This is a genomic window from Dietzia maris (genome assembly GCF_036287335.1).
Taxonomy (GTDB): domain Bacteria; phylum Actinomycetota; class Actinomycetes; order Mycobacteriales; family Mycobacteriaceae; genus Dietzia; species Dietzia cinnamea.
This window is the reverse complement of sequence record NZ_CP143053.1, coordinates 2,447,649-2,474,191: the sequence shown is the minus strand read 5'-3', so window position 1 is coordinate 2,474,191 and position 26,543 is coordinate 2,447,649. Positions and strand designations below refer to the sequence as shown.

General features: G+C 71.3%; 22 protein-coding genes. 13 read left to right on the top strand and 9 right to left on the bottom strand.

Features of this window, described 5'->3' with window-relative positions:
• Position 1: 1 nt before the first annotated feature.
• Positions 2–697, top strand: coding sequence for a DUF5701 family protein (locus VYL96_RS11385; protein ID WP_243699750.1), 696 nt, complete (start codon positions 2–4; stop codon positions 695–697).
• A 9-nt stretch (positions 698–706) separates the two neighbouring features.
• Here VYL96_RS11385 and VYL96_RS11380 read toward each other — a convergent pair whose 3' ends face one another.
• Positions 707–988 (bottom strand): chorismate mutase, encoded by a 282-nt coding sequence (locus tag VYL96_RS11380; RefSeq protein WP_131886117.1) that lies wholly within the window; start codon positions 986–988, stop codon positions 707–709.
• A gap of 59 nt (positions 989–1,047) precedes the next feature.
• Between VYL96_RS11380 and VYL96_RS11375 the strand changes: the two genes are divergently transcribed.
• Positions 1,048–2,472 (top strand): alanine/glycine:cation symporter family protein, encoded by a 1,425-nt coding sequence (locus tag VYL96_RS11375; protein ID WP_456237599.1) that lies wholly within the window; start codon positions 1,048–1,050, stop codon positions 2,470–2,472.
• 41 nt (positions 2,473–2,513) lie between these two features.
• On the top strand, positions 2,514–4,988 hold the full coding sequence (locus VYL96_RS11370; protein ID WP_131886115.1) for a UvrD-helicase domain-containing protein: 2,475 nt from the start codon (positions 2,514–2,516) through the stop codon (positions 4,986–4,988).
• 46 nt (positions 4,989–5,034) lie between these two features.
• Here the strand turns inward: VYL96_RS11370 and VYL96_RS11365 are convergent, their stop codons facing one another.
• Positions 5,035–6,246, bottom strand: a complete 1,212-nt coding sequence (locus VYL96_RS11365; protein WP_131886114.1) for an NAD(P)/FAD-dependent oxidoreductase — start codon at positions 6,244–6,246, stop codon at positions 5,035–5,037.
• 137 nt (positions 6,247–6,383) lie between these two features.
• Here VYL96_RS11365 and VYL96_RS11360 point away from each other — a divergent pair, with 137 nt between their 5' ends.
• Positions 6,384–6,926 carry a TetR/AcrR family transcriptional regulator gene (locus VYL96_RS11360; RefSeq protein ID WP_131886113.1) on the top strand — a complete coding sequence of 181 codons (543 nt, stop codon included), beginning with the start codon at positions 6,384–6,386 and terminating at the stop codon, positions 6,924–6,926.
• Between the two features lie 26 nt (positions 6,927–6,952).
• Here VYL96_RS11360 and VYL96_RS11355 read toward each other — a convergent pair whose 3' ends face one another.
• Complete coding sequence (locus VYL96_RS11355; protein ID WP_131886112.1) at positions 6,953–7,744, bottom strand: M23 family metallopeptidase; 792 nt, start codon at positions 7,742–7,744, stop codon at positions 6,953–6,955.
• A gap of 412 nt (positions 7,745–8,156) precedes the next feature.
• Here VYL96_RS11355 and sucC point away from each other — a divergent pair, with 412 nt between their 5' ends.
• From sucC to VYL96_RS11325, 6 genes are all read left to right on the top strand, one after another.
• Entirely contained in the window at positions 8,157–9,323 is a 1,167-nt protein-coding gene (gene sucC, locus VYL96_RS11350) for an ADP-forming succinate--CoA ligase subunit beta (RefSeq protein ID WP_131886111.1), read from the top strand.
• Positions 9,324–9,344: 21 nt separating this feature from the next.
• Positions 9,345–10,247: a succinate--CoA ligase subunit alpha gene (sucD, locus tag VYL96_RS11345; RefSeq protein WP_131886110.1), complete on the top strand. Its 903-nt coding sequence runs from the start codon at positions 9,345–9,347 to the stop codon at positions 10,245–10,247.
• 128 nt (positions 10,248–10,375) lie between these two features.
• Positions 10,376–11,932: a cell division protein PerM gene (locus tag VYL96_RS11340; protein WP_243699749.1), complete on the top strand. Its 1,557-nt coding sequence runs from the start codon at positions 10,376–10,378 to the stop codon at positions 11,930–11,932.
• Between the two features lie 62 nt (positions 11,933–11,994).
• Positions 11,995–12,624 (top strand): phosphoribosylglycinamide formyltransferase, encoded by a 630-nt coding sequence (gene purN, locus VYL96_RS11335; RefSeq protein WP_131886109.1) that lies wholly within the window; start codon positions 11,995–11,997, stop codon positions 12,622–12,624.
• Positions 12,621–14,177, top strand: a complete 1,557-nt coding sequence (purH, locus tag VYL96_RS11330; RefSeq protein WP_131886108.1) for a bifunctional phosphoribosylaminoimidazolecarboxamide formyltransferase/IMP cyclohydrolase — start codon at positions 12,621–12,623, stop codon at positions 14,175–14,177. Before purN ends, purH begins: the two co-directional genes overlap by 4 nt.
• A 1-nt stretch (position 14,178) precedes the next feature.
• Positions 14,179–14,823, top strand: coding sequence for a TetR/AcrR family transcriptional regulator (locus VYL96_RS11325; RefSeq protein WP_131886121.1), 645 nt, complete (start codon positions 14,179–14,181; stop codon positions 14,821–14,823).
• A 32-nt stretch (positions 14,824–14,855) separates the two neighbouring features.
• Here VYL96_RS11325 and VYL96_RS11320 read toward each other — a convergent pair whose 3' ends face one another.
• Positions 14,856–18,488 carry an indolepyruvate ferredoxin oxidoreductase family protein gene (locus tag VYL96_RS11320; protein WP_131886107.1) on the bottom strand — a complete coding sequence of 1,211 codons (3,633 nt, stop codon included), beginning with the start codon at positions 18,486–18,488 and terminating at the stop codon, positions 14,856–14,858.
• Positions 18,489–18,655: 167 nt separating this feature from the next.
• On the opposite strand from VYL96_RS11320, the gene VYL96_RS11315 reads away from it, so the two are divergent.
• The gene (locus VYL96_RS11315) at positions 18,656–19,123 is read left to right on the top strand and encodes an Lrp/AsnC family transcriptional regulator (RefSeq protein ID WP_043567295.1); all 468 of its coding nucleotides are present in this window, start codon (positions 18,656–18,658) and stop codon (positions 19,121–19,123) included.
• Positions 19,124–19,160: 37 nt separating this feature from the next.
• Here VYL96_RS11315 and VYL96_RS11310 read toward each other — a convergent pair whose 3' ends face one another.
• The 4 genes from VYL96_RS11310 to VYL96_RS11295 form a co-directional block, all read right to left on the bottom strand.
• Complete coding sequence (locus VYL96_RS11310; RefSeq protein WP_131886106.1) at positions 19,161–19,937, bottom strand: hypothetical protein; 777 nt, start codon at positions 19,935–19,937, stop codon at positions 19,161–19,163.
• Positions 19,934–20,944, bottom strand: a complete 1,011-nt coding sequence (locus VYL96_RS11305) for an ATP-binding cassette domain-containing protein (RefSeq protein ID WP_131886105.1) — start codon at positions 20,942–20,944, stop codon at positions 19,934–19,936. The genes VYL96_RS11310 and VYL96_RS11305 overlap by 4 nt, the downstream gene beginning before the upstream one ends.
• Positions 20,941–21,390 carry a GntR family transcriptional regulator gene (locus tag VYL96_RS11300; protein ID WP_131886104.1) on the bottom strand — a complete coding sequence of 150 codons (450 nt, stop codon included), beginning with the start codon at positions 21,388–21,390 and terminating at the stop codon, positions 20,941–20,943. The genes VYL96_RS11305 and VYL96_RS11300 overlap by 4 nt, the downstream gene beginning before the upstream one ends.
• 180 nt (positions 21,391–21,570) lie before the next feature.
• A complete protein-coding gene (locus VYL96_RS11295) occupies positions 21,571–23,037 on the bottom strand; it encodes an amidase (RefSeq protein WP_131886103.1) in 1,467 nt (488 codons plus the stop codon).
• A gap of 147 nt (positions 23,038–23,184) precedes the next feature.
• On the opposite strand from VYL96_RS11295, the gene VYL96_RS11290 reads away from it, so the two are divergent.
• Positions 23,185–23,862: a hypothetical protein gene (locus VYL96_RS11290; protein WP_131886102.1), complete on the top strand. Its 678-nt coding sequence runs from the start codon at positions 23,185–23,187 to the stop codon at positions 23,860–23,862.
• 31 nt (positions 23,863–23,893) lie between these two features.
• Here the strand turns inward: VYL96_RS11290 and VYL96_RS11285 are convergent, their stop codons facing one another.
• On the bottom strand, positions 23,894–24,184 hold the full coding sequence (locus tag VYL96_RS11285; RefSeq protein ID WP_007629396.1) for a DUF1540 domain-containing protein: 291 nt from the start codon (positions 24,182–24,184) through the stop codon (positions 23,894–23,896).
• 784 nt (positions 24,185–24,968) lie between these two features.
• On the opposite strand from VYL96_RS11285, the gene VYL96_RS11280 reads away from it, so the two are divergent.
• Complete coding sequence (locus VYL96_RS11280; protein ID WP_070722303.1) at positions 24,969–26,543, top strand: carboxyl transferase domain-containing protein; 1,575 nt, start codon at positions 24,969–24,971, stop codon at positions 26,541–26,543.

Sequence of the window (26,543 nt, the reverse complement as noted above, 5' to 3'; positions counted from 1 at the left end):
TGTGACCCCCGTAACTCCAGCCGATTCTGCACCGGCCTTCCCCATCGCCTCCTCTGTTACCGCGCAGGCCGAGCGCCTCGTCGCACTCCGCGTGCCGGAGTTCGCCGGGATCGGTGCCGATCAGCTGCGGGACCACGCCCGCGCGTTGGCCGCCGGACCCGGTGACGGGCGGATCGGTGGCGGAGCCGTGCTGGCCGTCCACCCCTCACTCCTGTCGGCCGCGCGACTGGCGGCACTCATGCGCCGCGACGGGAGGGCGGGCTTCGTCGTCGTCGACATGACCGACCTCGCCGACTTCACACCCACCGACGACATCACCCTCCCCGACGCGCCGCTGTACCTCCTCGACGACGTCACCCGCGGCGACGACATGCTGGACTGGACCCCCACCGACGCGCACGCGGCTCTGACCGCCCGCGGACGCACTCCGCTGACCGTCTCCGAGGGGATCAGCTGGGTACTGCAGCAGCCCGACGCGTTCGAGCCGGGCGCGTGCTTCATGTGTATCGGCTCGCGCAAGCCCAAGCCGACCGGCGGACTGGACTCCCGCACGCCCGCGCTGTGGATCAGCGGCGGCACCGGCCGCGACGGCAAGGAGAACAAGGGCGCGCCCAAGGTGGGGTGGTGCTGGGCGGGCAACCACCACACCTGGCTGGGCTTCGCGTCGACGTCCGGCAGGCGGGGACCGGTTCAATAGGCGGGTCGCCTAGTACCCCAACCGGCCGCGGCCCAGGCGGAGGAGCATCCCGGCGAGCGTCTGGCCCTCCTCGCCGAGGGATGCGAAGCGCTCGTAGACCTTGAGCTCGCGCGTGTGCACGAGCTTGGTGCCGCCCGACTGCATACGCGTGCGGCCGATGCGGCGCGAGATCTCGCTACGGCGCTGGATGGCATCCAGGATCTCGGCGTCCAGACGGTCGATCTCCAGACGCAGTTCCTGGATCTCGGCCTCGGACAGCGGATCGTCGGTGCCGGCGGGGTCGGTGCTCATGGAGCGAATTATCCCACTGCACCCCGGAGCGGCCGAACAACCGTCTAATGTTTGCGCCCGTGGAAGAATTCAACACGTTTCTCGCCGACATCGGATCGGTGATCTGGGGGCCGTTCGTCCTCATCCCGCTGCTGCTGGGCACCGGCCTGTTCCTCACCGTCCGACTGCGGGCGTTGCAGTTCCGCAAGCTCGGCCCCGCACTGCGGCTCGGCCTGCTCAAGCGGCACGACAGCGGCGGCGAGGGCGACATCTCGCAGTACCAGGCGCTCACCACGGCGCTGGCGGCCACGGTCGGCGTCGGCAACATCGTCGGCGTCGCCACCGCCATCGCGCTCGGCGGGCCGGGGGCGCTGTTCTGGATGTGGATCACCGCGCTCGTCGGCATGGCGTCCAAGTACTCGGAGGCGTTCCTGGGCGTGCGGTTCCGCGTCACCGACGCCCGCGGCGAGCAGTCCGGCGGCCCGCAGTACTACCTGCACCGCGGGTTCGCCGAGATCTTCGGCCGATCAGGTGCCAGGGTCGGCCTGGTCCTGTCGATCGTGTTCGCGGTGTTCGCCGTGCTGGCCAGCTTCGGCATCGGCAACATGACGCAGGGCAACGCCGTGGCGACCCAGCTGGAGAACTCGTTCGGCGTCTCCCACGTGACCACCGGCATCGTCCTCTTCGTCCTCACGGGCGCCGTCCTCCTCGGCGGCATCAAGGCCATCGGGCGGGTGACCGCCGGGTTCGTCCCGCTCATGATCCTGCTCTACATCATCGGCGGGCTCGTGGTGCTGGTCGTCAACGCCGATCAGATCCCGGCCGCGTTCGGCCTGATCTTCTCGGACGCCTTCACCGGAACCTCGGCGGTCGGCGGCTTCGCCGGCTCGGCGATCCTGTACGCCATCCAGATGGGTGTCGCGCGCGGCATCTTCTCCAACGAGTCCGGCATGGGCTCGGCGGCGATCGCGGCCGCGGCAGCCCGCACCACCCACCCGACCCGGCAGGGCCTGGTCTCGATGACGCAGACGTTCATCGACACCATCATCGTCGTCACCTTCACCGGCCTCGTCCTGGTCACCACCGGGGTGTGGCAGGGGGGCGGTGACAACGCGGGCACGATGACCGCCGACGCGTTCGCCTCCACCATCCCCGAGGGCGACAAGCTCGTCGCGGTGTCCATCGCGTTCTTCGCCTTCTCCACGATCCTCGGCTGGTCGTACTACGGCGAGCGGTGCATGGAGCGACTCGTGGGCGCGCGCGGCGTCATCCCGTACCGCATGGTCTTCACCTGCGTGGTGTTCATCGGCGCCGTCACCGAGCTCGAGGTGGTGTGGAACTTCGCCGACGTGATGAACGGGCTCATGGCTATCCCCAACCTCATCGGCCTGCTCGTCCTGTCCGGGCTGATCGTCCGCGAGACGCGTCACTACCTGGACAACGACCCGCGTCTCGACGCCACCGCCTCGCAGGTCGAGGAGTTCATGGGGGCCCGCACGCGCTGACCCCGGGCGGTGTCGGACCGGGTGGGTAGATTGGACCCACGATGACCGACACCGCTTCCGCCCCCGCCCGCCAGCACTCGCCCCACTCGCCGCTGCTCGACGGGCTCAACCCCCAGCAGGCCGCCGCGGTCACCCACCGCGGCGGCCCGCTGCTGATCGTCGCGGGCGCGGGGTCGGGCAAGACCAGCGTGCTCACGCGGCGGATCGCCTACCTGCTGGCCGAGGGCGGCGCCCACCCGGGGCAGATCCTGGCCATCACGTTCACCAACAAGGCCGCGGCCGAGATGCGCGAGCGCGTCGCGGCGCTGGTCGGCCCGCACGCCGAGCGGATGTGGGTGGCCACCTTCCACTCGATCTGCGTGCGCATCCTCCGGGCCCAGTCGGCGCTGCTCGGGACCCGCAACTCGAACTTCACGATCTACGACTCGGACGACTCCCGGCGGCTGCTGGGGATGATCGCCAAGGAGCAGCAGCTCGAGGTCAAGAAGTTCACCCCGCGCATGCTCGCCTCGGCCATCTCCAACCACAAGAACGAACTGCGCGACCCGGCCGAGGCCATGGACCGGGCGCTCGAGGACTCGGATCGCACCGCGCAGACCGTGGCGGCCGTGTTCACCGAGTACCAGGCGCGGCTGCAGGCGGCCAACGCGTTCGACTTCGACGACCTCATCGGCGAGACAGTCGCCCTGTTGCGCGCGCACCCCGAGGTCGCCGCGTACTACCGGCGACGCTTCCGCCACGTCATGGTGGACGAGTACCAGGACACCAACCACGCGCAGTACGTCCTGGTCCGCACCCTCGTGGGCGGCGCGGAGGGGGACGACGACGAGGTGGGCGTCCCCCCGGCCGAACTCTGCGTGGTGGGTGACGCGGATCAGTCGATCTACGCGTTCCGCGGGGCCACGATCCGCAACATCGAGGACTTCGAGCACGACTACCCGGATGCCCGTTCCATCCTGTTGGAGCAGAACTACCGGTCCACGCAGACCATCCTGTCGGCCGCCAACGCCGTGATCGCGCGGAACGCCGGGCGGCGCGAGAAGAACCTGTGGACCGCCGAGGGCGCCGGCGAGCTGCTGGTGGGGTATGTCGCGGACAACGAGCACGACGAGGCGCGGTTCATCGCCGGCGAGATCGACCGGCTGGTGGACTCGGGCGAGGTGTCCTACTCCGACGTCGCGGTGTTCTACCGGACCAACAACTCGTCCCGCGTGATCGAGGACGTGTTCGTCCGCCTGGGCCTGCCCTACAAGGTCGTGGGCGGGACCCGGTTCTACGAGCGCAAGGAGGTGCGCGACGTGGTCGCCTACCTCAAGGTGCTGAACAACCCGGACGACGCGGTGGCGATCCGGCGCATCCTCAACACACCGCGTCGCGGCATCGGCGACCGGGCCGAGGCGTGCGTCGTGGTCCACGCCGAGCAGCGCGGCATCGGCTTCGCGCAGGCCCTGCGCGACGCGGCGGAGGGGAAGGTCTCGCTGCTGCCCACGCGTTCGGTCAAGGCGATCGCCGGGTTCGTCGAGATGCTGGACGACCTGCGCGGACGCCTCGACGGCGACGACCACGCCGGCGGGCACGACTCCGCGCCCGACGTGGGTGCGCTCGTGGAGGCGGTGCTCGAGCGCACCGGCTACCGCGCCGAGCTGGAGGCGTCCAACGATCCGCAGGACGCGGCGCGCCTCGACAACCTCAACGAGCTGGTGGGCGTGGGCCGGGAGTTCTCGTCGGAGGCCGCGCTGCAGCGCTCAGCGCGTGAGCAGGGCTTCGTCGAGGAGGCCGACGCGGACGCCGACCTGGACGAGGGTCTGGCCGAGCCGGGGTCGCTGGCGGCGTTCCTCGAGCGCGTGTCGCTGGTGGCCGACGCGGACGAGATCCCCGACGACGACCAGGGGCAGGTCACGCTCATGACCCTGCACACCGCCAAGGGCCTGGAGTTCCCGGTGGTGTTCCTCATCGGCATGGAGGACGGACTCTTCCCGCACATGCGGGCGCTGGGCGATCCCGCGGAGCTGTCCGAGGAGCGGCGGCTGGCCTACGTGGGCATCACCCGCGCCCGCCGGCGGCTGTACCTGACGCGGGCGATGATGCGCTCGTCATGGGGCCAGCCCATGACCAACCCGGGGTCGCGGTTCCTGGAGGAGATCCCCTCCGAGGCGATCGAGTGGCAGCGCGAGGAGCCGGCCGGCGGCGCCGGGTTCGGGGATGACGACTCGTACGCCCCGCGGCGGCGCTTCGGCGGCGGCTCCGGTGGCTACGGCTCGGGTGGATACAGCTCCGGCGGATATAGTTCCGGCGGCGGCTCCGGTGGACGCTCGCCCGGGATCCCGCGCGCGAAGCCGTCAGCTCCCGCGCTGGAGTTGGCGCCGGGTGACCGGGTCACGCACGACAAGTACGGCCTCGGCAAGGTGCTCTCCTGCGACGGCAGCGGGCCGCGCGCCACGGCGACCATCGACTTCGGTGCCTCCGGGAAGGTGCGGCTCATGCTCATCGGGGGCGTACCCATGCAGAAGCTCTGAGGCGGGCGGGAGCTCAGACGCGGAAGGGGCCGAGCGCCGCGGCGGGCTACGCGGATGCGTCCGCCCACTCCGCCCGGAACACCTCGTGGGGGATGCTGTCGGACCACGGGCCGCGGGCGAGCATCGCGGCGAGTCTGCCGATCTCGTCCGCTGACATCGCGCCCCGCTCCGCCTCGACGGCGACGGCGGTGTGTTCGTCCACGCGGTCGATGTAGGGCCGGTCGCCGGGCGTCGCCGCGACCAGACACGGCCGGGTGCGGAAGGTCGTGAACCGTTGGTGGGGGAGCAGGTCGCGGAGGACGTCGGCCGCCTCCTCGATGTCCGCCCGGTTGCCGCCGGAGCGGACCCACTCCGCCGTCTGGGCAGCGGTCTCGAGTCGGGTGTCCAGCAGGCTGGAGCCCGAGAGTTTGAGGTACCACCGGCCGTCCGGGTACGGGCGCGGGGCCATGACGATCCCGCCGTAGAGGCGCTCACCGTCGCGGTACTTCAGCAGCATCATGGTCGGCATGTTCAGGCTTCCCGGGTCCTCCACCTCAGCGAGGACGACGGTGGCGCCGAACGCGGAGAGGGCGAGGGGGCGCGGGAGGAGGCCGGTCATGGTGGTCGCCGCCCCGGTGGCCAGCACGACCTGGTCGGCTGTCCACGTGTTACCGGCTCGCCCGGTGAGGCGGACTCCGTCATCGGCCCTCCGCATCGAGACGATCTCGTCACGGAACAAGTGGGCGCCGTCCAGACAGGCGGCGGTGAGTTCCGCCCGGACCAGCGCCCGTGGGTTGAGGATGTACGCGTCGGGCTGGACGAGCGCGACGTGACCGGGCTCGAAGCGCAGGTCGGGGTAGTGGGCCTCGAGGCCCTCCTCGTCGAGTTCGTGCACCGTCACCCCGAGGTCGCGAGCGTTGGCGGCGAGGAGGTCGCGGTCGAACCACGTCGAGGCCGAGCCCGCGCCGAGGTTCTCGGGCATCACGGTGACGGAGTGGGTGGGCGTCGTGAAGTCGATGGCCGTCCTCGCGTGTAGGGCGTCGAAGCGGCGGATCGAGCGCATGGTGAGCATCGAGGTCATCAACGGCACCTCGAGGACGTGACAGAGTCGGCCCTCGTCGTAGTAGCCCGCCCAGGTCCCCTCGTGGCCTTCGGGCGTGGCGGGTTCTTCGGGGCCGACGATCGCGACGTCGACGCCCTGTTCTGCCAGGTGGCGACCGGTCGCGGCGCCGATCGGGCCCGCGCCGACCACGACGACGTCATGATGATTCGTGTCCACGTGAGCGTGTTCCCCTCCCGGAGCAGCGGTGACCTGCCCGAGTGGAGCATGACATGCGTCAGATCAAAAAACTCAGGGGTGTCGACAAGAGTGTGTAAACTCTTTTATTGTTCGAGCGGGGGCGGAGGTGCGGCCGGGTGGGCACCACGAACGGGCGGGTACGGGTACGGGCAGGTGGGCGCAGCGAGAAGGTGCGTCAGGCGGTGGGGGAGGCGACGCTCGGCTTCCTGGAAGAGGGGCGACTGACCTTCAGCATCGTCGACGTCGCGGCGCGGGCGGGCGTGGGTCGGCGGACGGTCTACCGGTGGTGGCCGACGCGTCACGATCTGCTCGTCGAGGCCCTGCGGACCCATGTGCGGCGGGCGCCGGTCGTCGAGGCCGCCGGCTCATGGGAGGAGAACCTCCGGGCGCTCGCGCACCGGCTCGCGGAGTTCGCCGCCGGGCCGGTCGAGGTGGCGATCGCCGCGATCATGGCGGGCGGCCAGCATCCGGAGTTCAACCAGGCTGTGCTGGATCAGTGGCGGCCGGCGATCGAGTCATGGCATCGGCTGGTGCACGTCGCCGCGGAAAGGGGCGAGGTCGCGGAGGGGCTCGACCCGCGCACGGTGGTCGACACACTTCTCGTGCCGATCGTCTTCACGCCTCCTGCTCACCGGAACGCGGGCCCGGTAGCGCCGTAGGGGCCGGGCAGTGGTGGCGGGTGTGCTCAGCTGCCGAGCGAGCCGTGGGCGTGGTCGTGGGAGCCGCCGGCGAGGCTGCCCGCCGCCAGGTCGAGACCGTGCTGGGCCAGCCACATGACCGGGTCGACGTAGTCCTTGCCGCCGTTGACCAGGACCTCGAAGTGCAGATGGGTGCCGGTCGAGAACCCGAGGTTGCCCATGCCGGCGATCTTCTGGCCGGCGTACACGCGCTGGCCTTCCTGGACGTCGAGCGTCTCCATGTGCCCGTAGACCGTCATCGTCCCGTCGTCCGACATGATGCGGATCCAGTTGCCGAAGCCCTGAGCGGGCCCGGCGTCGATCACCACGCCGTCGGTCGCCGCGAGGATCGGGGTGCCGTTGACGTTGGCGATGTCGATGCCGTTGTGCATCGCCCCCCAGCGCATCGCGTACGGCGAGGTGAACGCACCGAACGCGGGGAGGGAGATCTTCGGACGTCGGGCCTGCTCCTCGGCGATCTCGCGCTGGGCGTTGATCTCCGTGCCGGCGTAGAGCATGGCCGACTGGATGTTCTCGGTGCCGGCGTCCTCGACGGAGGCGGGGACCACGACGGGCTCGGGCGCCGACGGGGTCGCCGGTGCGGAGGTGCCGGGCGCAGCCGGGCTCGTGGTGGCGGGGGCCGGCTCGCCGTTGGCCAGCAGGGCGATGTCGCCGGCCTCGGCCGAGTGGGTACCGGTAGCGTTGAGCGCGGAGCCCGCCGAGGCGGCGGAGACCGCCGCGCCCGCGGCCACGGCCAGGACGGCGGCGCGACCGCGCAGGGCGGTCGGCGGCGCGGGCATCCGGTGGCGGCCGACGCGATGTGCACCGGCCGGAGGGACGACGACGGGAGTCGCTGCTACTTCCTGATGCGACTCTCTCACCGTGGTCGTTTCCCCTCTGTCGTCGCGCCGTGATCTTTTCGTGATGAACGTCGTCCAAGGTAACGGACAGGCAACGGCCCCGCAAGGCAGTGGCGGCTCGCCGGGGGAGGGGTGCATCACACCGGTGTGACTCGTGTGGCCCCGGGGGCTCGAAGGCCCGCGAGGGGGCCCAGTGACCGCGCGGGCCGCGCGGGGGCTGCGACGCACTGTGATTCAATGCACATGCATACCCCCGGGGTGCGACGGGCGACACACCGCGCGCCTAGGATGAGGCAGGACTCGGCTTTACAACAGGGCCGGGCGAATCTACCCACGTCAAGATGGTGAGCTGATGGATCTCTTTGAATACCAGGCAAAGGCTCTTTTCGCGAAGCATGACGTGCCCACCACCCCGGGGCGCGTCGCGGACACCGCGGAAGAGGCCGAGAAGGTCGCGGCCGAGATCGGCAAGCCTGTCGTCGTCAAGGCGCAGGTGAAGGTCGGTGGCCGTGGCAAGGCCGGCGGCGTCAAGCTGGCGGAGGATGCCAAGGAGGCTCGAGCCCGGGCCGAGGACATCCTGGGCCTGGACATCAAGGGCCACATCGTCAAGAAGCTGCTGGTCGCCGAGGCCAGTGACATCGCGGAGGAGTACTACATCTCCTTCCTCGTCGATCGCGCGAACCGCAACTACCTGGCCATGTGCTCGGTCGAGGGCGGCGTCGAGATCGAGCAGGTCGCCGAGGAGTCCCCGGACCGCCTCGCCCGGATCAACATCGACCCCACGGTCGGTGTCGACGTGGCCAAGGCCCGCGAGATCGCGAAGGCCGGCCACCTGCCGGAGGAGGTGCTGGACGCCGCTGCGGTGACCATCGCCAAGCTGTACGAGGTCTTCGTCAAGGAGGACGCCACCCTGGTTGAGGTCAACCCGCTCGTGCGCACGCCGAACGACGAGATCCTCGCGCTCGACGGCAAGGTGACGCTGGACGAGAACGCCGAGTTCCGTCACAAGGACACCTTCGCCGACTTCGCCGATGCGGGCACCACCGATCCGCTCGAGCAGAAGGCCGCCGAGAACGACCTCAACTACGTCAAGCTCGACGGCGAGGTCGGCATCATCGGCAACGGCGCCGGCCTGGTCATGTCGACCCTCGACGTCGTCGCCTACGCGGGCGAGAACCACGGTGGGGTCAAGCCCGCCAACTTCCTCGACATCGGTGGCGGCGCCTCGGCCGAGGTCATGGCCAACGGCCTCGACATCATCCTCGGTGACGAGCAGGTCAAGAGCGTCTTCGTCAACGTCTTCGGCGGTATCACCGCCTGTGACGCGGTGGCGAACGGCATCGTCAAGGCCCTGGAGATCCTGGGCGACGAGGCCAACAAGCCGCTCGTCGTGCGTCTGGACGGCAACAACGTCGAGGAGGGTCGCAAGATCCTCGCCGAGGCGAACCACCCGCTCGTCACCCTGGCCGACAACATGGACTCCGGCGCCGACAAGGCCGCCGAGCTGGCCGCCAAGTAAGAAACAGAGGACCTTACACACATGTCGATCTTCCTCAACAAGGACAGCAAGGTCATCGTCCAGGGCATCACCGGCGGCGAGGGCACCAAGCACACGGCCCGCATGCTCGCGGCCGGCACCCAGATCGTCGGCGGCGTCAACGCCCGCAAGGCCGGCACCACCGTGTCCCACAAGGACGCCGACGGCAACGACATCGAGCTGCCCGTCTTCGGTTCGGTGAAGGAGGCCATGGAGGCCACCGGCGCCGACACGACGATCCTGTTCGTGCCGCCGCCGTTCACCAAGGACGCCATCATCGAGGCCGTGGACGCGGAGATCCCGCTCGCCGTGGTCATCACCGAGGGCGCCCCGGTCCTGGACACCGCCACCGCGTGGAACTACAACCTCGCCAAGGGCGGCAAGACCCGCATCATCGGCCCCAACTGCCCGGGCATCATCACGCCGGGTGAGTCGCTGGTCGGCATCACCCCGGCGAACATCGCCGGCAAGGGTCCGGTCGGACTCGTGTCCAAGTCGGGCACCCTGACCTACCAGATGATGTACGAGCTGGCCGACTACGGCTTCTCGACCGCCATCGGCATCGGCGGCGACCCGATCATCGGCACCACGCACATCGACTGCATCGAGGCCTTCGAGAACGACCAGGAGACCAAGGTCATCGTGATGATCGGCGAGATCGGCGGCGACGCCGAGGAGCGTGCGGCCGACTACATCAAGGCCAACGTCACCAAGCCGGTCGTCGGCTACGTCGCGGGCTTCACCGCCCCCGAAGGCAAGACGATGGGTCACGCCGGCGCGATCGTGTCCGGCTCGGCCGGCACCGCGCAGGCCAAGAAGGAGGCCCTCGAGGCCGCGGGCGTGAAGGTCGGCAAGACGCCGTCCGAGACCGCCCAGCTCGCCAAGGAGATCCTCGACGCCATGTGACCACCCGCGGCGGCCCCGTGAGGGGTGGCCGTGCGTGAGCGTTCCCGCGACCCCCGTCATCCCCGGATGGCGGGGGTCGCGGCGTGCCGGGGGTGGGCATGTCGGACCGGCTCTCTACGGTGGTCAGCGTGAGCCCCCCACGCGTCATCCGCCCCGCCGCCCGACGGTCTCCCGCGGGCGCCCGTTCGCTGCTGTGGACGGCGGCGGCTGCGGCACTTCCCGTCATCGTCACCGTGCTCGTGTTGGCCGCCTCGACCCTGGGCGTGCTGGTGTTCACCTCCGACGGGTTCGACTCGTTGTTCGCCGTGGTCGCCGTGGAGTGGTTGGTGCTCAACCGCGTCCCGCTGGTGGTGGACACCATCGAGTTGGGATTCCTCCCGCTGCTGCCGCCGGTGCTCTACGCGGCGGTGTTGGCGCGTCAGACCCGCGCGGTGCTGGCGGACGTGGAGCAGCCGGGCGCGCGCGAGGCCGGAGCGGCGGTGGCCGGCGTGACGGTGGCGGGTCTGCTGCTCACCGGTCTGGCGACGCTGCTCGTGGGCTCCGCGGCGTCGGACTTCGCGGTGCGGGAGTCGTCCCTGCCGTCGGCGCTGGGGTGGACGGCGGCCGTGGCGATCGCCGGGGCGGGCCTGGGGGTGTGGCTGTACTTCCGGCGCGACCTGCGCGAGGTCGTGCCGCTGTGGGTCCGCGGCGGCATCCACCTCGGAGCGGCGTTCGTCGCCGCGGCCTGGGCGGTCGCGACCCTGCTGGTCCTGGTCGGCCTCGTGGCGGCGTGGGAGCCCGTCGCGGCGGCGCTGGGGATCGGTAAGGACCTCGTGGGGACGGCGGCGCTCACCGCGATCTCGGCGGCGTATCTGCCCAACGTGGTGATCGGCGCCGCGTCCCTGCTCGTGGGCGGGGAGGCGCATCTGGGCCAGGCCTCGTACAGCGTCTTCGCTGTGTCGCGCGGCCCGATGCCGGAGGTCCCGCTGGCTGCCGTGCTGCCCACCACCACCCCGCACTGGGCGGTGCAGGGGCTGTTGCTGGTGACGGTGGTCCTGGCGGCGGCGTTGGCGCGGTCGGTGGCGCACTGGTTCCGGACGACCGGCGACGCGGTGAAGGCGGCGTGGCTGGCCGCGGCGATCGTGGCCGTGGTCATCGCGGTGAGCCCGGTCGTGGCCGGGGGCGAGCTCGGTGTGCTCGGCACGGTGGGCACGGGGTCGCTCATCGCGGCGGGCATGGGTCTGTTGTTGTTCGGCATCATCGGGTCGGCGACCATCGCCCTGTCCCTGGCGGGCCTGACGCGACGCCGGGAGCGCGCGGAGAGCGAGCTCGAGCGTCGCCGCCGCCGTGCGGGGACGGTGTCCGACGGCGTGATCGCCCCGGCCGGCGTCGGCGGGGACGACGACGCCCGGGAGGGCGACGACGACGACGAGGTCGATCCCCTCGGAGCCGACACGGATCACTCCGAGGGCGCGGCGGCCGACCTCGTCGGGGCTCCGGATACCGACACCGCGGTGGAGACGGACCCGCCATCGGGTGCGGCAGCCGAGGACCCGCCTGTCGCGGACGAGACGGAAGACGAGCAGGAAGGGGAGACGGCAGGGGAGTCGAGTGAGGAGCCGGGGCCCGCTGAGGAGCCCGACGCCGAGCCCGCCGCGGACGATTCGGCCGGTCTGCCTGACGAGGAGCCGAGACCGGCCGACTAGACTGTCCTGACGAGGCCCGCGCGACCGGCGGGCCGCCGGATCGACGGGCGGGAGCGCAGCAGGTGGCGGGTACCGAGTCCTCCGGCGACGGGTCCTGCGGGATCGTGCTGCTGGCCTCCGGCTCCGGCACCCTCGCCCAGAGTGTCCTCGACGCCGCCGCGGCGGGCGACTGCCCGTACCGCGTCATCGCGCTGGTCTCCGACCGCGCCTGCGAGGCCGTCGCCCGCGCCGACCGCGCCGGCGTACCCACCGCCGTCATCCGTCCCGGAGACCATCCCGACCGCGCCGCCTGGGATCTCGCCCTCGCCGAGGCCGTGGGACGGTTCGCGCCCGACTGGGTCGTGTCGGCCGGGTTCATGCGCATCCTCGGCGCGGAGTTCCTGGGCCGCTTCGCCGACCGCGTCGTCAACACCCACCCCGCGCTGCTGCCGTCGTTCCCCGGCGCGCACGCCGTCCGCGACGCGCTCGCCTACGGGGTGCGGGTCACCGGCTGCACGGTGCACCTGGTCGACGCCGGGGTCGACACCGGCCCGGTGATCGCCCAGCGCGCTGTCGAGATCCTCCCCGACGACACCGAGCCCACCCTCCACGAACGCATCAAGGTCGTCGAGCGCGAACTGCTCGTCGACGTCCTCGCGGCCGCCGCCCGCGGCCTACTCCACATCGAAGGTCGAAAGGTGCACCTGAAGTGACCGACTCCCGCAGGCCCGTCCGCCGTGCCCTCATCAGCGTCTACGACAAGACCGGGCTGGAAGAACTCGCCCGGGGGCTCGCCGACGCCGGGGTCGAGATCGTCTCCACCGGCTCGACCGCCCAGCGCATCGCCGACGCGGGGATCGCCGTGACGCCCGTCGACGCGCTGACCGGGTTCCCGGAATGCCTCGAGGGTCGGGTCAAGACCCTGCACCCGCGGGTCCACGCCGGCATCCTGGCCGACACCCGCAAGCCCGAGCATCTCGAGCAGATCGAGGACCTCGGCGTGCACCCGTTCGAGCTCGTCGTCGTCAATCTCTACCCCTTCACCGACACCGTCGCCTCCGGCGCCGACTACGACGCCTGCGTGGAGCAGATCGACATCGGCGGCCCCTCGATGGTGCGCGCGGCGGCCAAGAACCATCCCTCCGTCGCGGTCCTGGTGGACCCCGCCGGGTACGGCGAGGCGCTGGAGGCCGTCGCCGCGGGCGGGTTCACCCTCGAACAGCGCCGCCGCCTCGCCGCCGCCGCCTTCCGCCACACCGGCGCCTACGACGTGGCCGTGGCCACGTGGATGACCGAGCAGACGTCCGGCGAGGACGAGGGCTACCCGGTCTGGCAGGGCCAGAGCCTCGACCTCGTGGCCACCCTCCGCTACGGCGAGAACCCGCACCAGAGCGCCGCCCTCTACACCGACGCCGCGGCCGCGCCCGGGCTCGCCCAGGCCCGCCAACTGCACGGCAAGGAGATGAGCTACAACAACTACGTCGACGGCGACGCCGCCTGGCGCTCGGCCTTCGACCACGCCGAGCCGTGCGTCGCGATCATCAAGCACGCCAACCCGTGCGGCATCGCGATCGACGCCGACATCGCCGCCGCCCACCGCGCCGCCCACGAGTGCGACCCCGTCAGCGCGTTCGGCGGCGTCATCGCGGCGAACCGCGAGGTGACGGTGGAGATGGCCGAGCAGGTCGCCGAGATTTTCACCGAGGTCATCATCGCCCCGTCCTACGCCGACGGCGCCGTGGAGATCCTCCAGCGCAAGAAGAACATCCGGATCCTCGAGGCGCAGCCGCCCGCCGGCGAGGAGGTCGAGCGCAAGCAGATCTCCGGCGGCGTGCTCGTGCAGCAGCGCGACGCCCTCGACGCCGACGGCGACGTCGTGGCCGGCTGGACCAAGGCCTGCGGCGACGACGCCGACGAGCAGACCCTCCGCGACCTGCTGTTCGCGTGGCGGGCCTGCCGCGCGGTCAAGTCCAACGCCATCCTGCTCGCCCAGTCCGGCGCCACCGTCGGCGTGGGCATGGGTCAGGTCAACCGCGTCGACTCGGCGCGGCTCGCCGTGCAGCGCGCGGGGGACCGGGTCACCGGGGCGGTCGCCGCATCCGACGCCTTCTTCCCCTTCGCCGACGGCCTCGAGGTCCTCGCCGACGCCGGCGTCCGCGCGGTGGTCCAGCCCGGTGGCTCCGTGCGCGACGCCGAGGTGATCGAGGCCGCCGAGAAGGCCGGCATCACCATGTACTTCACCGGTGCCCGGCACTTCTTCCACTGAGATGGCGGGCACCGGCGCCGCGGGCAACGGGGCGGACGACGGAGGGGTGGTCGGCGGGGGAGCCGGTGCGGCTCCGCTGACGCCACGCGCGCAGGCCAAGGCGCGGCGGCGGGGGGAGATCCTCGCCGCCGCCGCCCGGCTCATGGCGCGCCGCGGATTCCACGCCGTGCGCCTCGACGACATCGGTGCCGAGGTGGGCATCTCCGGCCCCGGCATGTACCGCTACTTCTCCTCCAAGGAGGACGTACTCGCCGAGATGCTGCTCGACATCTCCCGGCGGCTGCGCGACGGCGGTCGCGCGGCGGTGGAGCGCGGCGGCGACCCGGACCGGGTGCTCGACGCCCTGCTCGCCGTCCACGTCGATTTCGTGGCCACCGAGCCCGACCTCATCAGCGTGCAGTTCCGTGACCTGGGCTCGCTGCCCGCCGCACCGAGGCACGAGGTGCGGACCCTGCAGCGCGAGTACGCCGAACTGTGGGTCGACGCCCTCGTACGCCTGCGGCCCGAACTGTCCTCCACTCAGGCGCGCGCGCACGTCCACGCGGTGTTCGGGCTGCTCAACTCGAGCCCGCGCCTGCCCGCGATGGCCGAGGCCGACCTGCGCGCCGTCCTCACCACGATGGCGTCGGCGGCCCTGCGGTCGTGACCGCGGGGTGGGGAGCGGCGGCGGGTCGGGCGTCAGCCCAGGGCTGCCCGGAGGCGGGCCAGCTCCTCGCGGTAGCGCTCGACGTTCGCCAGTTTGACCTCCTCGTAGCCGCGGACCATGTCCGGTAGCTCGGCCAGCGCCACCGCGGTGCCGCGCCAGGTCGCGTCCCGGCCCGCGGGGCCGGCTCGCCGCAGGTCGTCCACGAGCTCGTCGACCAGGGTGCGGTACTCGTCCAGCAGCTCCCGCTCGACCCGGCGGACCCCGGCGTAGCCGAAGACGTCCAGCGGCGTGCCGCGCAGGCGCTTCATCCGGGCCAGTGCCCGCATCGCCGGCATGGCCTTCGGCCCGAGCGAGATCTTCTTCTTCATCCCCAGAGCGCGCAGCGCCGGCGGGTGGAGCTGCAGCCTGGCCACCGCTCCCTCGCCCCAGTCCTCGTCCAGTTGTGCGGCGAACTCCGGGTCGATCGCCAGGCGGGCGACCTCGTACTCGTCCTTGTAGGCCATCAGCTTGAACAGGTTCCGCGCCACCGCCAGGGCGAGCGGCTCGGGCGCCGGGCCTGTCGGGGTGCCGTCCTGCAGTGACCCGTCCTGCAGTGACTCGGCGTCGCGCACCGCCTCCACCCGCCGGACGTAGTCGGCGGCGTACGCCTCGTCCTGGTAGGCGACGAGCTCGTCGACCCGCCGGGCCACCACGGCGCGCAGCTCGTCGGTCGCCTCCGCGCCGAGCCCGGCGAGTACCCGCCCGGCCCCGGGGGAGGGCTGGTGCGTCCCGGAGGTGGCCGCGGTCGCCGGGCGGTGGAGCGTGTCGAGCAGCGCGGACAGGGCCTGCGGGTCCGCGACGGCCTGCCGGCCCCGGCGGAACGCCTGGAGGTTCGACTCGACCGCGACGCCGTTGAGTTCGACGGCCCTCTCGATCGATTCGGCCGAGATGGGCAGGGCCCCGCTCTGGTACGCCGCGCCCACCATGAACATGTTGGCCGTCTGCGTGGAGCCGAAGAGCTTCTCCGTGAGCTCGCCCGGGTCCAGGTAGATGCCGCGTGCGGAGGCCCGGTCGATGGCGGCCTGGATGTCCGACGTGGCGGGGTAGTGCTCGGAGGTGTCGATCACCATCTTCCCGGTGGGAATCCGCGTGGTGGACACGACCGCCGTCGTGCGATCGGGGTGGGCGACCTTGAGGTGCTTGTCGTCGGCACCCACGAGCCCGTCGCAACACAGGTAGAGATCGCAGTCCCCCGCGCCGATCTTGGGGGGCTGCTCCACGGGCGTCCGCGAGACGCGGACGTCGGAGACGACCGCGCCGCCCTTCTGCGCGAGGCCGGTCATGTCGAGGGTCCTGGCCGAGTTGCCGTCGAGCACGGCCGCGGTGGCCAGCACCGCCGAGACGGTGACGATCCCGGTCCCGCCGATGCCCGTCAGCCGCAGCGAGAATCCGCGCTCGGCGTCGATGTCTGCGCGCTCGGGTTCGGGCAGCTCCGCCGCGTCCAGGGACGGCGCGGTGGCCACCCGCTCGGTGCGGGCCCCGGGCACGACGGTCACGAAGGCGGGACAGTCACCCTGCAGACACGAGAAGTCGAGGTTGCACGTCGACTGGTCGATCTGCGTCTTGCGCCCGAACTCGGTGTCGACCGGGTGCACGGACAGGCAGTTGGACTTCTTCCCGCAGTCGCCGCACCCCTCGCAGATGCGCTCGTTGATCACCACGCGCTGATCCGGCGTGGGGTAGTCGCCGCGCTTGCGGTGGCGGCGCTTCTCCGCAGCGCAGTACTGGTCGTGGACCAGCACCGTCACACCGGGCACGGCGGCGAGCTCCTGCTGGACCTCGAGGGTCTCCGTGCGGTCGCGGACCTCCACACCGCGCGGCAGTCCGCGGGCCCTCGTCGCCTTGACGTCGTCGGTGGTGACGACGATCTTCGCGACCTTCTCCGCCTGCAGCAGGCGCAGGATCTCGGGCAGGCTCATCTCGCCGACCGGGTCCTGCCCGCCGGTCATGGCGACCGTGCCGTTGTAGAGCAGCTTGTAGGTGATGTTGTCCCCGGAGGCCACCGCCGCCCGCAGCGCGAGTGACCCGGAGTGCATGAAGGTGCCGTCGCCGACGTTCTGCACCATGTGCCGCTCGTCGAGGAACGGCGCCATCCCCGTCCACTGGATCCCCTCGCCGCCCATCTGGGTGACGCCGGTGACGTGGCCGACCTGCTGCTCGTCCATCATGAGCACCATCGCGTGGCAGCCGATCCCGCCGCCGACGAGAGTCCCGTCCGCGACCTTGGTCGAGCTGTTGTGCGGGCAGCCCGAGCAGAAGTACGGGGTGCGCGACGCGGCGAGGGGCAGCGCGATGCGGGTGCGGACGCGCCCCGGGCCGTCGAGCCAGGCGCTGGCGGAGGCGATCCCGTGGACGGTGCCGAGCCGCTGCGCGAGGCCGCGGGTCACCGAGTCAACATCGAGCTCGCCGAAGCGGCTGAACAGGGTCGACCCGTCCTCGTGGGCCTTGCCGACGACGTTGGCCACCCCGGGCTTGCGGAACTGGATGTCGCGGATCATGGTCTCGATGAAGTCGCGCTTCTCCTCCACGACGATCACCTCGTCGAGCCCGGACATGAACTCGTCGAGGATCGTGCGCTCGAGCGGGTAGATCATTCCGAGCTTGAGGATCCGGATCCCTTGTCGGCCCAGCTCGTCGTCGCCGATCCCGAGTCGGCGCAGCGATTCCCGCACGTCGAGGTAGGTCTTGCCGGCCGCAACGATCCCGATCCGGTCGTCGGCGGTCGACTGCACGACCCGGTTGAGCCGGTTGAGGCGGGCGTACTCCAGGGCGCGGGGGAGGCGGATGGTGAGCTGGTTCTGCTCGAGCTCCATGAGGTTCGAGCCGAGGAGGTGCCCGGAGGGCACGTGCGGACTGGTGCCGAGATCGCCGTAGACGGGCAGGATCCGGTCGGGGTCCACGAGCGCGGTCGACGAGGCGTCCGCCACGTGCGCGGAGATCTTCAGCGCCGACCAGAGCCCAGAGACGCGGGAGAGGATCGCCGCGTGCACGCCGAAGTCCAGGACGTCCTGCGAATCGGCCGGGTAGAGGGTGGGCATGTAGAGGTCGGCGAGAGCGAGCTCGGAGGCGCACGGCACGGTCGAGGACTTGGCCCCGGGGTCGTCGCCCACCATCACCACGGCGCCCCCGTTCGGATCGGTGCCGATGAGGTTGGCGTGCCGTAAGGCGTCGGTGGCGCGGTCCAGGCCCGGCGCCTTGCCGTACCAGTAGCCCACCACGCCCTGCAGCGGGGCGCCGCGGGTGTGGGCGGTCGCGCGCAGGGTGCCGGTGCGCCGTGCCAGTTGCGAACCCATCACCGCCGTCGCGCCGGCCTCCTCGTTGAGGGCCGGACGGTGCACGATGTCGAACGGGTCGAGGAACTCCGCACGCCGGGCCAGCTCGAGGTCGTAGCCGGCGAGAGGGGATCCCTCGTAGCCGCTCACCAGGCTCGCGGTGAGCAGGTTCTGGCGCCGGTCCAGCCGGGCACGGTCGCGGACCGTCCTTACGAGCGCCTGGATTCCCGTCAGGTAGATGGTGCCGCTCTCGCGCGTGTAGCGGTCGGAGAGGGAGAACGATCCGGCGTCCGCCCGGCCGAACCGGGGGAAGTCGTCGTGGGTGCCGCTCGAGGGGCCGAGAAGAGAGGTCATGATCAACACCTGGCCTGTGTGACGTCGTGGGTCTCTCCCTCAGGCTAGGACGGAATGTGAGGCGCGTCACGCGGTCATCGATCGGGCGCACACTCTGCACAACCGGAAGCGTCGGTTCCTGTACTAACTGGGCCAGTTGCCCTCTCGTCGTCGTCTACCGTGGACACATGGAACACGCACCCCAGTTGGACGATACGGACCGACGCCTCCTCCGGGTGGTCATGGCCGACCCCCGGGTCGGCGTGCGCGAGTTCTCCCGACGGCTCGGGGTGGCCCGGGGCACCGCGCAGGCGCGGCTCGACAAGCTGGAGGCCCGCGGCGTCCTCGCCTCCTGGGCGCCCCGGCTGGACCCCGCCGCCCTCGGCTACCCGCTCGGCGCGCTGGTCCACATCCAGCTGGCGCAGGCGGAGCTCGAGTCGACGTGCGCGGGCCTGGCGGAGGTCCGCGAGGTGCTCGAGGTCATGAGTGTGGCGGGGGAGTTCGACCTCGTCTGCCGCGTGGTGGCCCGCGACCACGCGCACCTCGAGGAGGTGTTCAGCGCGATCATCTCGACCCCGGGGGTGCTCCGCACGCGCACCGAGGTGATCCTGCGCCAGCGCGTGGGGCCGCGCGCCACGCAGCTCCTCGGCGACTGAGCCGCGGGGCGAGCGAGCACCCGCCCGCGCGCCATGCTCAGCTCGCCGGGGTATCCCGTCGCAGGACCAGGTAGGCCAGGGCGCCGGCGAGCACGGCGATGACCGTCAGGTAGGCGCTCCCGCTGAGGACGGTCTGCGCCGCGAACCACTCGGCGATCCGCGGCCAGCCGATGTTCTGCACGGCCAGCAGCAGCGCGACGGCGAGGCCGGCGATGACGGCGATCACCGCGGTCCAGAACCCGATGAGGGACAGGCGCCGGAACGCCGCGGCCGCGAGGAAACCCACCAGCATCACGGCGAGGGTCAGCGTCCCGGCCAATAGGCCCGCACCCGCCAGGCCGTGACTGCCGGTCATGAACGGCAGGTCGAACTGGTAGGCGTGGATGCCGAACCCGTCCGTGGCCCGCTCGATCGCGGTCCCGGCCACGAAGGCGACGCCGAACGCCGCCGACACCACCGCGAACGCCAGGTAGGCGCCGAGGACGAACGTGCGCCGGCTGAAGCTCAACGCCATCGCGAACGGCATGGTCTGGGTGACCGTGTAGGCGGCCATGAATCCGAGCGTCCAGATCGCGGACTGGGCGGCTCCGCTGTACATCGGTTCGCCTGCCGTGCGGCCGTCGGCGATCGCGGCGATCCAGAACGTGATGCCCACGGACACCGCCCACGACAGCAGGAAGACCATCACCGGCACCACGACGAAGTTGCTTCGCACGATGAACTGGAGCCGGAACGCGGACAGGATCCGTGAGGAGGTGGCGGACGGCGTGGTGGTGCCGGTGGAGGCGGCGGCCTCGGCGGTGGCGGGCATCATGACGAGACCTCCGAGCTGGGTCCGGTGGTGGTGACGGCCGGGGCGTCGGGCCCCGGTCGGGTCGGTGACGGTGGTGGCGGTGAGGAGGGTGACGACGAGGACGACGACGAGGTCGACGACGACGAGGCGCCCGCCGACGTCAGGTGGACGATCAGCTGCTGGAGCGAGACGGGCAGGACCTCGACGCCGTCAGCCCGCGCGCGCTGGTCCTCGAAGGGGTCCTCGGGCTGGCCCGGGGCCCGCAGGACGGTCGCCCGGAGGGTCCGCCCCATCGACTCGGAGTGGAGCACCTGCCGCGATCCCGCCAGCGAGCGCACGGCGTCGGCGGGGCCGACCAGCGTGACCGCCCGCCCGCGCAGCGACTCGACGGGCTCGTCGAGCAGGATCCGGCCCCGGTCGATCACCACCACGTTCTCGAGGAGGTGGGCGAGCTCGTCGATGAGGTGCGTGGACAGGATGATCGTGCGGGGATGCTCGGTGTAGTCCTGCAGGAGACGGTCGTAGAACAACTGGCGGGCGACCGCGTCGAGGCCCATGTAGGGCTCGTCGAAGAAGGTGACGTCCGCACGCGAGGCGATCCCCAGGATCACCGCGACGGCGGAGCGCTGTCCGCGCGACATCTTCTTGATCCGCGTCCGGGCGGGGACCCGGAAGTCCTCGGCGAGGCGCTCGGCGAGGTCGGCGTCCCAGTTGGGATAGGCCATCGCCGCGGCCTTGAACGCGTGTCGGGCGAAGGAGTCCTCGATGTAGCGCTGGTCCTCGCGGACGAAGCAGATGCGGGGGAGCACCTGCTCGTTCTCGTGGGGACGCAGGCCGAACACGCGGACGTCGCCCGCGCTCGGCCAGTCCTGGCCGGAGGAGATCGACATGAGCGAGGTCTTGCCGGCGCCGTTGCGTCCCAGCAGGCCGTGGATGACTCCTGCCTCAAACGAGACGGTCACGTCGTCGAGGGCCGTGGCGTCGCGGTGATGGCGCGAGAGACGGGTGATGTCGATGGCGTTGGTCATTGCGCCCTCTCCTTGGGTGGGCTGGGGTGTGCGGCGGAGCGCGGGAACGTGTCGGGGTGCGGGTACGTGTCAGAGTTCGGGTAAGCGACGGTGCGCGGGTAGGCGGCGCGGACCATGTCGACGATCTCCTCGACGTCGAGCCCGATGGCGCGGCCCTCGGCGACCATCGCGGCCACCACGTCGTCGGTGAACCGCTGTCGTCGTTCCGCGTGCAGGAGTTCGCGGGCCCCGGGCGTGACGAACATGCCGAGTCCGCGGCGCTTGGTCAGGATGCCGCGGTCGACCAGGAGGTTGATCCCCTTGGCGGCCGTCGCCGGGTTGATGCGGTGGAAGGCGGCGAGTTCGTTCGTGGACGGCGCACGCTCGCCCTCGGTGAGAGAGCCGTCCAGGATTGACGATTCGATCTGCTCGGCGATCTGCACGAAGAGCGGTCTGCCGTCGTCCACCTGGGCGTCCCCTCGGGTTGGTGGGTTAGTTACTTAACTAGTGAACCACTTGACCTGCGCCGACGTCAATGGTCGCTTCGGCTGTCGTTGCGGGGGCGGGGCCGTGGCCGCGGGGCGGGGCTGTGGCCGCGGGGCGGGGCTGTGGCCGCGGGGCGGGGCTGTGGCCGCGGGGCGGGGCTGTCAGTCCCAGATGCGGGCGAAGGGGTGGGCCGCCTCGTACTCGGAGGCCAGCTCGAGGAGGACGCGATCGTGCCCGCGGCGTGCCGAGAGGTGAACGCCGATCGGCATGCCGTCCGGTGCCCGGCCCGTGGGCAGCGACACGGCGGGGGAGCCGGCGACGTTCTGCAGCGGGGTGAAGGTGACCCAGTCGGAGACCCGCTCGAGGTGGGTCTCGAACGGTTGGTCGGCGTCCAGGTATCCGACCTCCGGGGTCTCGTGCGCAACCACCGGGCTGAGATAGAGGTCGAGGTCACCGAAACTCGCGTCGAACCGGCGGCGAACTCTGGCCAGCCGCGCGAGTCGGAGGGGCAGGGTCGGCAGGTTCCGCCTGGCCATCGCGGCCAGTCCGAGGGTGAACGGGTCGAGCCGGTCGTGGGCGAACAGCGGGTCGAACAGGCGCGTCCCGCCCGCGGCGGTGCTCAGTGCGAGTAGTCCCCAGTAGGCGATGAAGTCGTCGCGGAACGACGCGGCGACGGGCGCGCCCACGGGGAGGATCTCGTGCCCGAGCGCGGTCAGTCTCTCGGCGGTCTGCCGCAGCACCGCGAGGCCCGCGGCGTCGGTCGGCCCGCCGGCAGGGCTGGTCTCGACCAAGCCGATCCGCAGGCGCCGCCGCGGCGCGTGATGGACGTGGCCGATCGGCGGGACGCCGACCGGGCGATACGCGGACTCGAATGCCGTGAGGAAGGCGACGGTGTCCCGCACCGACCGGGTCACGACCGACTGGGAGATGAGCTTGACGGGCATGGAGGCGGAGAACGACTCGTCGGGGTGCCGACCTCTGCTCGGCTTGAAGCCGACGAGCCCGGTGACCGCGGCCGGGATGCGGATCGATCCGCCGCCGTCGTTGGCGTGGGCGATCGGCAGCGCGCCGGCGGCGACGAGCGCCGAGGACCCGCCCGAGGATCCGCCGCTGGTCCGCCCGGTGTTCCACGGGTTCCGGGTGACCAGCCCGCCCTGTCTCTCGGTGGCGGCGGTCCAGCCGAACGGTGGCATCGCGGTGGTCCCGACCGGGTTGAGTCCCGTCGCTCGGAACAGCGGCGCGTAGGGGCCGTCCCGCAGGGCCGGGGTGGCGGGCACCGCGAGCGAGCCCATCCGCATGGGTGAACCGGCCACCCGGACGGCGTCCTTGAACGCGCTCGGGACGCCGGCCAACGGGGCGGACAGCTCCGAGGAATCGTGCCGGGCGGCCCGCGCGCGGGCGCGGTCGAAATCGGTGTGGACGAGAGCGCCGAGCGCGGGGTCCACAGTTGCGCAGCGATCGATCGCCGCCTCGAGGAGTTCGGTGGGCGAGACCTCGCGCCTGCGCACCCGTTCGGCCAGGGCCGCGGCATCGTCGTAGCCGAGCGCGTCGTCGCGGAAGGCGTGCAGTCGCCGTGGGCCGGCGGACGGGTCCGCTGCCGGATCGGCCGTGTCTGTGGCGTCGCTCACGCCCCCACAGTAGGGCGGTGCGGGCTGGAATATCGGGTCCACCTCTTGACAGATCCCGCGCGGCCGTGGATCTTAGGAGGAGCTAACTAAGGCAAGGGTCACCTAATGCGGTACTCGCATCAGGATCCGAATTTGGAGGTCTCATCGATGGCAGCGCACCCGATCGTGTCGAATCCGGTCACCACGGGCGCGCGTCGTCTACTCGACGGATCGGGCGTCGCCACCGTCGCCGTTCGCGGCACCAAGGATCGCTCGGACGTCATGGTCTCGGCGGGGCATCGCTGGATCGGGGAGGGGACGATCGTCGTCACCGGGACCCCGGCGCCCTGGTCCGGCCTGATGGTCGCGCCCGGCGACTCGGTCGAGGTCGTGGTGATGATCGACGAGTTCGCCCCGATCGTCGAGGCCAAGGTGCACGTGGCGAGCCTCTACGGCTTCGGGGTTGCGCGCGCCGCCCGCCAGGGCGAGGGGTGGATCGTCGAGATCGAGATCGAGCTCGGGGAGGTCAACGTGCGCCGGCTGGGGCATGAGGGCACGGTCGACGCGGCCCATCTGGACACGGTCCCGTCGGACCCCCTGGCATGCGAGACGCCCGGTCTCGCGGACGAGATCCGGGCGCGCTTCGGCTCCGACCTGGCGATGCTGGCCGGGTCCGGGGACCCGGCGCAGCCGCCGTATGTGTTGGGCGTCGATGCCGACGGTCTGCATCTGCTGACCGCCCTCGGCACCGATGCCGATGTCATCCACCTGCCGTTCGTGACCCGGGCGGAATGCGTCAACGACGTCGTCCGCGAGATGGGTCAGTACGTGGCCCGCGCCAGCTGAGAGGCGATTCGCCGGCGCGGCATCACGCTGATCAGGCCGGGGTGTAGGTGAGGCAGTCGGCGGTGTCGGCGCCGGCGCCGATCTTGACCGACTCCGCGGAGCAGAGCAGGTCCTTGTTGTAGGTGCACTCGACGCGCTGGCAGGCGCCCACGTGAGCACTCGCGGTGGGCAGGCCGCCGCGGACGTCCAGCGAGATGAAGGTGCCGCACTCGGCGTGGTCGGGGGCGCCCGCCACGGTGATCGCGCCCGCGTTGCAGCTCTGGTCGCTGTTGAACGAGCACGCGGTGACGGTGCAGGTGCTGATTCCGGTGAGAGTGGCCATGACGATCGCTCCTCGTGTGGCTGTGGCTGGGCGGTATGCCTCAGAGTCAACACCGAACGGCGCGGGCTTGCAAGCAAGTTGAGGCTGTGCTAAGTCAGGCAAGCCTAAACTCTCTACCTGCACGTATGCGCCCGATGGCATGGTTTCCGGCTCGCCGCAGTCGCGTCGTGGGGTGTCGTCGTCGGGGCCGGTTGCCCCTCGTCGTCCGGCCGGAACTCGCCGCCGCGCTGCCGGTGGGCTCGCAACGGATGCGGCCGCTCCCGCGCATGGCGTCTCGCCCCTCTTCATGGCGTCTCGCCCGCGCCCCTGCCGCGCCACGCTTGGCATTCGCTCCCGTGCCTGGCGTCTCGCTCCTCTCCATGGCGTCTCGCTCGCGCTCCCGCCGCGCCGCTCCTGGCATCCGCTCCTGTGCCTGGCGTCTCGCCCCTCTCCATGGCGTCTCGCTCTTGGCGTCCGCTCCCGCGCATGGCGTCTCGCTCCTGCGGATGCACGACTGGGGCATAGCCGCCCCTCGGCATGGCGTCTGGCCTGCGCATCGGTGCGCGCGAGACGCCATGGCCGCGCGCGGCTGTATCCGGGCTGGCGGCGCCGCTGCGTCTGTACCGGCGGCGCGCGGCTGAGTCTGCGTTGGCGGCGCGCGACCGGGTCTGCATCGGCGGCGCGCAGCTGTCCCGGCGGCCGGCCGGGTGTTCCGGAACGGCTGCCGCCGGCTCTGGACTTTTGTGAGCCGCGGCACTATCGTCGTTTTCAGTTAATCCGACTTAACTGAAAGGGAGCGGCGCTGATGACTTCCGCGACCACCAATCGCCAGGCCCACGAGGAACTGCTCGCCGACCTCCGCGAGCGCCTCGAGCGGGCCGCGCAGGGCGGCGGGGAGAAGGCCCGCGCGCGCCACCTCGAGCGGGGCAAACTCCTCGCCCGGCAGCGCGTGGACGTCCTGCTCGACCCGGGCAGCCCGTTCCTCGAGCTCTCGCCGCTGGCCGCCGAGGAGATGTACGGCGGCAAGGCGCCCGCCGCGGGTGTCGTCGCCGGGATCGGGCGGGTCTCGGGCCGTGAGTGCCTGATCATCGCCAACGACGCGACGGTCTCCGGCGGCACCTACTACCCGATGACCGTCAAGAAGCACCTGCGCGGCCAAGAGGTGGCGCTGGCCAACAACCTGCCGTGCATCTACCTCGTGGACTCGGGCGGGGCCATGCTGCTGCAGCAGGACGAGGTCTTCCCGGACCGCGACCACTTCGGCCGGATCTTCTACAACCAGGCCACGATGTCCGCCAAGGGCATCCCGCAGATCGCCGCGGTCATGGGCTCGTGCACCGCGGGTGGCGCCTACGTGCCGGCGATGAGCGACGAGGCCGTCATCGTCCGCAACCAGGGCACCATCTTCCTCGCCGGACCGCCGCTGGTGAAGGCCGCGACGGGGGAGGAGGTCACGGCCGAGGAGCTCGGCGGCGGCGACCTGCACGCCAAGACCTCGGGCGTGGTGGACCACCTGGCCGACGACGACTACGACGCACTGATGAAGGTCCGCGAGATCGTCGCCACGTGCCCGCCGGCCCCCGAGCCGGACTGGGAGGTGCTCGAGCCCCGCGAGCCCGCGCGCCCCCAGAGCGACCTCTACGACCTCGTCCCTGTCGACTCCCGTAAGCCGTACGACGTGCGCGACATCATCGGCACGATCGTCGACGGCGGCGAGTACACGGAGTTCAAGGAGAACTACGGCACGTCGATGGTCACCGCGTTCGCCCACATCCACGGGCACCCGGTGGGGATCATCGGCAACAACGGCGTCATCTTCTCCGAGTCCGCGCTCAAGGGCGCGCACTTCATCGAACTGTGCGACCGCCGCAAGATCCCGCTGGTCTTCCTGCAGAACATCACGGGCTTCATGGTGGGCCGCCAGTACGAGGCCGGGGGCATCGCCAAGAACGGCGCCAAGATGGTCACCGCGGTCGCGTGTGCCCGGGTGCCCAAGTTCACCGTCGTCGTCGGCGGGTCGTTCGGCGCCGGCAACTACTCGATGTGCGGCCGTGCCTACTCGCCGCGCTTCCTGTGGATGTGGCCCAACGCGCGCATCGCCGTGATGGGCGGCCCGCAGGCGGCGGACACCCTCGCCTCGGTGCGTGCCGCGCAGGTGACCAAGGCGGGAGGGGAGTGGACGGACGAGCAGCAGGCCGAGTTCACCGCCCCGATCCGCGAGCAGTTCGACGAGCAGTCGACGGCGTACTACTCGACGGCCCGCCTGTGGGACGACGGGATCATCGACCCCGCCGACACCCGTACCGTCCTCGGCCTGGCCCTCGCGGCCGCGGCCAACGCCCCCCTCGAGCCGGTCAACAACGGCGTCTTCAGGATGTGA